This window comes from Citrobacter sp. FP75, assembly GCF_018342065.1.
GTDB lineage: Bacteria > Pseudomonadota > Gammaproteobacteria > Enterobacterales > Enterobacteriaceae > Citrobacter.
This window is the reverse complement of sequence record NZ_JAFDOE010000006.1, coordinates 223,953-231,929: the sequence shown is the minus strand read 5'-3', so window position 1 is coordinate 231,929 and position 7,977 is coordinate 223,953. Positions and strand designations below refer to the sequence as shown.

General features: G+C 47.1%; 6 protein-coding genes. 3 read left to right on the top strand and 3 right to left on the bottom strand.

Annotated features, from left to right (window positions below):
- Positions 1–198 precede the first annotated feature (198 nt).
- From JQ822_RS19400 to JQ822_RS24685, 3 genes are all read left to right on the top strand, one after another.
- Positions 199–822 carry a hypothetical protein gene (locus JQ822_RS19400; protein ID WP_022650304.1) on the top strand — a complete coding sequence of 208 codons (624 nt, stop codon included), beginning with the start codon at positions 199–201 and terminating at the stop codon, positions 820–822.
- Between the two features lie 167 nt (positions 823–989).
- Positions 990–1,562, top strand: coding sequence for a YagK/YfjJ domain-containing protein (locus tag JQ822_RS19395; protein ID WP_213134829.1), 573 nt, complete (start codon positions 990–992; stop codon positions 1,560–1,562).
- Between the two features lie 236 nt (positions 1,563–1,798).
- Positions 1,799–1,921 carry a putative zinc ribbon protein gene (locus tag JQ822_RS24685; RefSeq protein ID WP_446715018.1) on the top strand — a complete coding sequence of 41 codons (123 nt, stop codon included), beginning with the start codon at positions 1,799–1,801 and terminating at the stop codon, positions 1,919–1,921.
- A 65-nt stretch (positions 1,922–1,986) separates the two neighbouring features.
- Here the strand turns inward: JQ822_RS24685 and JQ822_RS19385 are convergent, their stop codons facing one another.
- The 3 genes from JQ822_RS19385 to JQ822_RS19375 are packed head-to-tail and all read right to left on the bottom strand — an operon-like array spanning position 1,987 to position 7,911.
- Positions 1,987–4,641, bottom strand: coding sequence for a DEAD/DEAH box helicase (locus tag JQ822_RS19385; protein WP_213134828.1), 2,655 nt, complete (start codon positions 4,639–4,641; stop codon positions 1,987–1,989).
- Positions 4,631–6,532: a hypothetical protein gene (locus JQ822_RS19380; protein WP_213134827.1), complete on the bottom strand. Its 1,902-nt coding sequence runs from the start codon at positions 6,530–6,532 to the stop codon at positions 4,631–4,633. The genes JQ822_RS19385 and JQ822_RS19380 overlap by 11 nt, the downstream gene beginning before the upstream one ends.
- Positions 6,529–7,911, bottom strand: a complete 1,383-nt coding sequence (locus JQ822_RS19375) for a hypothetical protein (RefSeq protein ID WP_213134826.1) — start codon at positions 7,909–7,911, stop codon at positions 6,529–6,531. The genes JQ822_RS19380 and JQ822_RS19375 overlap by 4 nt, the downstream gene beginning before the upstream one ends.
- Between the last annotated feature and the right edge of the window lie 66 nt (positions 7,912–7,977).

Genomic DNA, 7,977 nt, shown 5'->3' with positions numbered 1-7,977 from the left:
TAGCGATCTCCTTTGTTGGCAGAGTGATTATGCCGGAGGGTCTCTAAATGTGAATGGCACGATTATGCGGGATACTTACAGTATTAACCAGTCCCGTAAATAACACCACTCTGACCTAACCCCCGGCAAGAAAATAACTATCCGACTCGTTCGGAGGTTTTCTGCTGTCTGTCATTTAAGCCGGAAGGAATATGAACCATGAAAGATTACAAGCCTCGTTACGAAGAACTTTATAGATATTATCAGGTCTGGTTGACCGATTTTACGAAGCTGACGATCAGATCGGGTATGTGTCACCAGAATATCTACCACCATCATACCCTGACGGTTAGCAGCCTTAAGTTTCCGGGAGAGGAAGAGGTTATTGCTATTGTCCCCCAGTGCCTGCACCGGATTATTTATGGCAGAGCAGCAGCTCCACTGACTGTTAATGATGACCTGAGCGTCAGTTTATTTACTCAGGAGCATCTGCTGGCTCACCATCCCATGCTGGAGGGGATTTTGCTGTCTGAGTGCGTACGTTTAAAACAGCGTCCTCTGGCAAATAAGCTCATCAGTTTGTTCCGCCAGTTCAGCGGTAGTGAGCTGCGTCTGAAACTGGTCTGGCTGTGCTGGTACGATTTGATGTTGGGTAATTGCCTTGATGACTGGACCGGCAACCTCAGGTTCAAAAAAGACAAGGAGATGGATATCTGGATCAATGACCGGCAGGCTGAAAACCCTGCACTGACCAGTCTGATGGACGAGTATGTCTGCTTTGCATGGCGGACGACAGCGGAACCACTTAATCAGGCTTCATCCATAGTCATGCAAAGAATTTGAGGGTTATTGGGGAGTGAAAATTAATATAGGTTAATTAATATAATTAATAGGCACTCCCTTTTACAACCATCCCCCCTAATCCATGCAACTCCCTCTGCCATGGCCCTTCCTGAAGACCTGGTGCATTCCACTGACTGGCCCTCGCCAGCACTAAAGAAAATCATCCTATGCACAACAAACAACAATGGGAGCCAGACTGGTTTTTACAGTCACTCCTGAACAATCATATCGACAATATGGTTGAACGCTACTCCTGCCTGCGGGCACTCCGAACAGATCTGTTTTACCAGGATCATATCGCTAAGTTTTTCCTGCGGGATCACCGGCAGCTTGAATGGGATATCCGAAAGCTGATGAACCGTATGATGCAACTCGAAGCGGTGGTCGGTTTCTTCTGGGTTATCGAATGGACAGAAGACCACCACTACCATGCTCATGTCGTGTTCTGGCTGGATGGTAGTAAAACTCAGAATACCTATCCCTGGGCGCAGCAAGCCGGTTTGTACTGGAGTGATATCACTGACCGGGAAGGCTGGTATCACAGATGTGAGTTTAAAGAGCATTACGAGGCCAATATCAACATTCCGGTACGTTACAGCGATCCAGACAGTATCACCAACATCCGGCAGGTACTGGTGTATATGACCAAAACCCAGCAGAAACATGGGCTGTTACTGTTCGGTTGCAATGAGGTCCCCGAACGACCTTCAAGCGGACGGCCACGTAAGAATGTCTTCTGAGTAAAGCAATTTTTTACGCCAGCATCTCATCGTGTGAGAACCACACTACTCCCACCCTCATAACACCTTTAAACCATTCAACCGCACGGTGTCTGTCAGTCCTGCTGGGACGGTTAGGCCTGCGAATTGTCTGGCAGGAACCAATACTATGTTTGCCAACTCCTTGATTACTTTCGACGATAACACTCTGGCCCCCTCGGGGGAAGGATGATTGCCGACAAAGAAAACTGAGATTTATGCTGGCAGAGCTGGTGTCTGCACCACTGGTTTTTTTCTGGCACTGCGTTTTATGTAAAAATGATTGCGATGGAGAAAAATACTGCGTGACCTGTGGTGTTGCGACCCCAGTTTCTATTTAAAACAGTTTCCTGCAAAAAACTGCTCGTAAGCACCTGATATATTATTACCACATACACGATAAACACTACTGATCAAACTTGGCTGGGTAAGGATCTTCTTTATCTTTATCCTTAGAAGGTTGTCGTAGCCATTTTTGCCAACCTTGAGGGTCCTCCTGAATATCAATTGCGCTGTCAAAATCCTCCAGCTCGCAACTATCTAACTTCTCTTCAACACTGTGTTTATGGCGTATAAATGATGCCAACTGATCCTGGTCGAAGGTACCTGCAAGGTAGGGATATTTGATAATCATCTCAGCCGCCCCCTGGACTTGAAGCATTGTATTGATTCGACCAAAGAGGCGATCAACTCGTCCATTCCTCTGCTCGTTATCACCAGGAGTCCAGGCGATGCCATAATGATGAACTTGATGGCATTGAAGATGAAGATTCACGCCTTCCTGCAACACAGAGGTTGCTACCAGCACATTAGGGAAGAAAGGTGAATTAAATCCACGAATTAAACGTTCGCGATTTTGTGACTGCCCGCTGGCATACCAACCTGGGCTACTCAAGCTAGTGAACTCGCGCCAAGTATATTGAGTATTATCTAGTTTCTGACCAACAATTTTCACGCATAGCGTTTCGAAAGTTTCAATGGCAGCCACAAAATAACGTAGCATCAGTGATCCATTCAATTTTGGGGTGACCCATTCTACAAAATGCTGATATCGCTGCTGGACCTCACCTGTTTGAGGTCGACGGTTGAACTCTGTAAACCAGCAATAGAGCTCAATGATCACAGGGCTGGCAAACAGGTAACCCGTGCGAAGATAGTTGGCAAAGTTCTCAATAATTGCCATACCGTTAGGCTGGTCACGCCACTTAATCAATTGCTCTTTTGCTGGCCGCGGCAGCTCATGAAACATCAATCCCCAGGCTGTGGGCAAAGCAGTGATATATTTGATTTTCTGAGCTGATGTCGATTGCTGCAGCCGGGCATCTCTCGCGGCATCACCATAGCTGTCACGTTGACGTTCACCAGACTCTTTGCGGTAATGATAATGATAGGTCCCGGTCGTACCATCCAATGCAGGCTCAAGAAATAAAGAAAAGAGGCTTTCAGGGCGACGGAAACGCAAACTAACGTTGGCGCAGTCGGTACTGCGCAGGCCAGTTTTCTTCATAACAAATAGCTCGGCAATTTTACTTGAAAGCTTTAGCTCGTTATCCGTTTCAGGCTCATCTGTCTCCCCGTACTCCAGCATATGCTCATCGAAATCGGGCTTTTCATTGGATTTTTCCGATAAAAACTTAACAAAAATATCTCGGGACCAACCCGACTCTCGCCATTCTACCAGCGCCTTCGCAGGCAGCTGCCAGACATTCATCAATCGCTCAGCCATTATTTCATCATAACGTGCGTTGATGCGCTGAGTAATTTCGCGCACAGATGGTATTCGACGAACAAAAACCAAATGCTTACTACAATGTAGCGGCTGAGACTGCTTGAACGGATCACTGGTAAAGCAGGCCTCTACCAGCGCGTCGTATTTGGGGTGATCTGGAAAGCGGTGATAGATATCGTGAAACTGCCGGGTCAAGCTATTGAGCAGAGCAGAATCCGGCGCGTGGTTGAAGTCATTATGGATTTGCCCCTCTTCATCACTACTATTATCCCGCTCACAGGCGGTACTGCCCGTTGATTCAAACCCTTCAAGATAGCCATATAGCATGCGCCTGCCGCCACCTGCCTTTTTCTCTTTGTCCAGTTGAACCACAAGTTGTTTCTGATATAGAGCAAAAAACAACTCAGCATCCATCTTATCAGTAAAACTGGAAATGCTAGCGCGCTCATGACGATATTCATATTTGCTGTGGCTGCTCTCTCTGCCCTGCATTTTGCGCAGTCGGCGGATGGCAAAATCATTCATCAGCGCACGGACATCATCCTCTGCATAACGTTTTGGCATATCACTGAAGTAGCTAAATATGTCATAAAGATTTCGCGATGCTGAGTGATTAGGGGTTGCCGTCAACAGCAGTACATTGCTCCCCAGCCGGTCCTGCGCATCACCAAAGAAGGCCTGAGCGGCGGCGGCACGCTGTGATCCGCTTCGGTTACGAAAGTAATGAGCCTCATCGATTATAATTAAGTCAAACCCTCCTTTTCCAAGAGCTTGCTTAATCTGCTGACGATATAACACGCCATAAGACGCGGCAGCATTTAAAGCATCTTTTTTTTCATCTGGAGGGACTAGACCGCTTAGTGAATGGATAGTAGTAAGGTAAAAATGGTGAGACTTTTCCTCCACAGCGGCCGCCAGCTCCGCCAGTCTGCCATAAATTTGTGGGGCATATTTTGTCTTGCCCTCTAAAGTGGTAAAGGCATTATGTTCAGCCCGATAGTGTATCTCTGTGAAAATGCTAAATTCTCTCTCCCAATTATCACAGAGCGTCCTGTTAGGTGCCATAACCAGAATGCGTGCATCAGGTTTTGCCTGCCATAACAACAACATTACTCCCATCGCCTGATAAGTTTTCCCCATGCCGACTTCATCAGCAAGGAGTGCCAATCGTTGTTTATTCAGCAAATTCCACAACCCAGCCACACCCTCAGCCTGCTTCGCCGCCATGCTGGAAGCACCGGATTGATACTGCCAATGCATATCAGTCGCATCGAAATTCATCGCGGCTGAAACCTCAACCGGAGTAATGTTCTGTTTTAACTTATTCGGCATAACTACAGTCTTCCCTGATAGCTGCGAGATAACGCAGGCTAGCGGCATCGCTAGTTAGAGGTGGAATTACAACCTGTAGAGACTCCCACAAGTGCACAGCCACAGATATGGCTTCAGCCCCTTGTTTGTGACGGATGCTTTTAACACGCTTTCTTGCCAGAGCGGCCAGAGTGTTAACTTCTTGGGCCAGAAACCAGTTAAATACTGGCTGAGTCGGTTGATTTATACGCTCCCTGGCTATTTCAGCCAATTCCTGTAAGCAACCTGGTTCACTGAACAAACGACGATATAGCTGAGTGCCATCGTCCGCGTCTGATAGCCAGTTGCGCCGTTGTTGGATAGCCTGAAAGAGGCGGAAATAGCTAGTGGCATCTAAATTCATGACTTGCGCCATCCCCTCACTTTGCTCTTCATCCTGCGCTCCAGCACAGCGCAGCATAAGGCGATCACTCAATGCGGGATCCGCTGAATTCAGATAGCTGTTAAGTAAGTCATCTAGCGACTTAAAGCTCAACGCACGCCGGTGTTCAATACCGCTTTCAACGATCATGCCCTGCCAGTCGGTTATTCCTGTTCTACGAAGGGTATAAAAGGGGTTATCCAATACGGCATTGCTTTTTAATACCGCTAATTGCCGGGGCGATTTCAGACCTATACCGGTAGCTTTCCATACCAATTCATTTGCCCCGTTGATACCGGGCAATATCAGTTGATAACCTGACGCAGGCTTACCACCGAACCATTGCCCGGAAATCTGATACTCACATCGAGTCCAGTCAAAAATAACGCTCAGATCGAAAGGTAGAAGTTCATCCGGCTCCAGCGCCTCTTCCTCCAACAATGCTTCACCGGCGAAATTCTCTTCATTAACATCATCCCATTCTTTGCCGCAAATCGTGATGTTACGAGAGACCGGATGCACAATTCCCGCTTCTACATTCCAGTTTGCCTCAGGTAAGCTGCTGCAACCCGGGTTGGTGAAATTCCAGGACCCCACGGCAAGTTGCATACCGGTATTGCTTTTCGCCAGCCAGAGCTTGGCGTGGGTCATCAATGCCCTATCGTCCTTGGGCACTGGAGAGCGATACACGGTAAGCTTTTTATTTGTAATCATTGCCTGAATACTGTCACTCCATCGAGTGCGGATATAACGTCCCTCAACCAAATCCGGAACCAGTTCTACGAGCACTTCATGCCCAATATTGTCGATAAACCCTGCTAAATCCTCAGCAAGATAAGGCGACCAAACACTGAGTGTATGAATCTCACCGCCGTTTTTTAATGCATCTAGCAGTGTGCAACCAGCCAGACTGTGAATAAATGACCAATCAGGATCATCACCGAGAAACTTGCGACGGGTTGGGAAAAATTCTTCATCATTCAGACTGTTATCAATTGTGGTAAAAAATCGTTTTACCTGCTGGTATTGGGCATTACTTGCAACACAACGAAAATCCACAGTTTCTTGATTTCGCCCCCACCCACTAAGCGTAAGGTTGGCACTGCCCGCACCCACAATAATCTTTCTGTAGTGATCTTCGAGATAAAATACTTTTGGGTGAAACAGCCCGCGCTCTTTATCCAGATAAGACTCTTCGCTTTGAGCCAGCTTACGCACCGACACCGGATATACCGCAATGGAGGTACGTTTCGGCTTTTCTTTCGCAATCATGCGCGGATCGCAGTAGATGCGGAAATCAATACCACTCTCATTCAGCGCACGCTGCAGACCTTCGTAATCCATACGACTAACGGGCGGGTCCATACCCAACACAGCAGGAAGTACCCACGTTTCAACAAAAGAGATATCCAGATTAAAGGTGGTGAGCCAGACACGTTTCAACATACCCATATCAGCAATTTGCTTTTTGAAGACATCTAACAGCTTCATGCAGAATGCCCCCATAAACCGTTCAGCAAATGTCTGAACTGTGGTAGATAATAACGGTTTACCCAGTCGCTATTCTGACGATCTTCGCGTAGCGAACATGGTGGTACCTGCAGCAAAATATCATCACCTTCAAGCAGGAGCCACGGGAACTGCCCCCTTGACTCCATTATCTTGTGATGATAATCCAGCAAGCCTCGAACCTGATCTTCCAGCGACGGCATACAGGCCAGTGCTAATAGTTGCTGAAAACGTCTGGCGGGCGTACCGGAAAGCGAGGAAAGGAGCACATCATTTTCCAGAAGCTGAGTCGCCCTTTGTGGCAGATCAGGTTCCGTAAGACCGCGCGACTGCCAGAATTGACGAAATTCTGCCAAAGTCTGACTACTCTGTCGGCGTAAGCCTGAAAACATCAGGTCGATCAGGGATAAAAATGGCTCCGCCTGACTGATATGTTGTAACGCCCTGAGGTCACTTTCATTCATTTCAGGCATACTTTTCGTCTGATGCATGGCACGTTTGAAAACTTCAGCATCTGTAAGCTCTAACTCGTCCAAACGTTCCTGCTTGAGTACCCGATAAATAGCACCCGCTGCATATTTATCTAACCCCGTTCTTTGTAGCCAGAATATTCGCGAATAATCCCCGACCATTTTCGGGTCGCGGAATGCCTTTACATACGCCTTTTTTAGGCCGACAGGAATATCTTCGAAAAATGGGTTGAGGTCGCGCTTATGTGAGGCCTGCATTTTCAATTGCATGTAAGTCAATGCCGCTGCATGTAATTTTTTCAGCTCTGGTACATTCCGAATAAATGCCTCTGCTGCCTGCCACACTGGCTTGCTTTCCGGCAGATCATAGCGATAATCAGTAGAGAAAAAATGCATTTTCATCATTGGCGATTTATAGCGCCCATTGGTACCAAGAGCGATCTGATTAGTCAGTAACTCACTACTTTTCTCATGACCAAAAAGTATCTGAGGATTTTTATTTGCAGCGTTCCATTTAGATCTGGCTTTATTAATACCCTGCACACCAGTGAGAGTGACACCTCTTTTTTCAGCCGCCAGCATGGAGTAGATATAAATATTTTCCAAATGGATCAGACAGGCAACTCTAAACTCATGTAATTGCTTTTTGGGATACAGACCTTTCATCACGCCTGAAGTTTGCAGCTTTTCATCGACCAGTATCTGGCGTAATACGCTGTGATGCAGCAGATTCAGCGTATATTGCCGTACATCATTTGCGATAGAAGTAATACGGCTATGAAAGATGTCCTGCCCCCAGGACGACCAGATGACTAATTGCCCAAGCGGATCCACATTCAACTCACCCGTTAGCGAGTCATCGTATTCAGTCAGAAATTTCTCGATGTACATTTCGTTGCGTCAGTCGCTTATGCCCACAGGGCTAACAACACGCAATCAGTGCACTGCGAAAGCCCT